The sequence below is a fragment of the Ruminiclostridium cellobioparum DSM 1351 = ATCC 15832 genome, from assembly GCF_000621505.1.
In the GTDB taxonomy this organism is placed as follows: Bacteria; Bacillota; Clostridia; order Acetivibrionales; family DSM-1351; genus Ruminiclostridium; species Ruminiclostridium cellobioparum.
On record NZ_JHYD01000090.1, the window covers coordinates 1 to 1,029 of the forward strand.

3 protein-coding genes are annotated in these 1,029 nt (G+C 35.0%); all 3 read left to right on the top strand.

Features of this window, described 5'->3' with window-relative positions; translation table 11 throughout:
- The coding region (locus T344_RS31410) for a hypothetical protein (protein WP_207641861.1) at window positions 1-240 on the top strand (240 nt) is incomplete at its 5' end.
- A complete protein-coding gene (locus T344_RS31415; protein WP_051572070.1) occupies window positions 228-524 on the top strand; it encodes a hypothetical protein in 297 nt (98 codons plus the stop codon). The genes T344_RS31410 and T344_RS31415, both read left to right, overlap by 13 nt.
- Window positions 521-958: an SMI1/KNR4 family protein gene (locus T344_RS0119460; protein WP_027630054.1), complete on the top strand. Its 438-nt coding sequence runs from the start codon at window positions 521-523 to the stop codon at window positions 956-958. Before T344_RS31415 ends, T344_RS0119460 begins: the two co-directional genes overlap by 4 nt.
- Window positions 959-1,029: the final 71 nt, after the last annotated feature.

The following is a 1,029-nucleotide window of genomic DNA, read 5'->3' on the forward strand; positions in this document are numbered from 1 at the left end:
AAGTTTAAAGGGTTGGAATTTAAACTTGAAGGTAAATACATACTTATTTATGGTATATTTAATCCAAAGAAACTTATTGCTAAGTTAAAGATAAAACATACGGGAGTAAGTGAAGCTGATTACACGCTCTTTAACAAAACACATAAAGGGTCATTGTCTGTACCTAAGGAACTGGTCCAAATGGTGGAAGATTGCAGTCTCACCATGGACTACAAAAGGAATGGTCGATGGAGAACCTAAAACAGTATGGTTATGCCCCAGACCTTGCTCCAACAATTACAATTGAAACTGGAAAGGGATTCCCTCATACGTCAATTAGTAATGCACAAAATTTAAGAAGAAATGCTCGTGTTGCATCTGAAAATGGTAAATGGAGTTCAACGTTACAAGATGAACTTCAGTATATTGTTGATGATTTCTCAAATGCTGGTTATTCTCGTGGAACTATAGAGCAAGTTATGGAACAGCAATATAAAATGCTTGATAAACTTGGAGTAAATTATGAAAGGATTGTTATTAGATGAGCATACTTAATGAAGTAAGTAATATGTTTTCTGTAGACGTTAAACAACCTCCTGCAACAGAAGAAGAAATAAAAACATTAAAAAGCTTTTCGTCGATAGAAGTACCTTTGGAGTATTTGGAACTTGTACGCCAAGCTACAGAAATAGAAATTAAAGTCGACAATAAGATGTATATTCGTATTTGGTCACCATCGGGATGTATTGAGATGAATGAATCATATAATATTCAAACTTATATGCCAAACTCTCTTGCAATTGGTGATGATGAGGGTGGTAGAGCATTAATGTATGTCACTGGCAATGAAGGATTTGGGCTTTATATAGCTGGTTTTGGTGACTTGGATATTGATGATGCGATTAAAATAGCTCCATCACTACAAGATTTATTGGTGAATGATATTGGATTAGATGGGTGTGAACATACTTTAGTGTAAATGGAATAATCATCCAAAGATTTGACGATAATATTACTGTAGCATAAATCGGGCAACGCTGAGGAGCGACC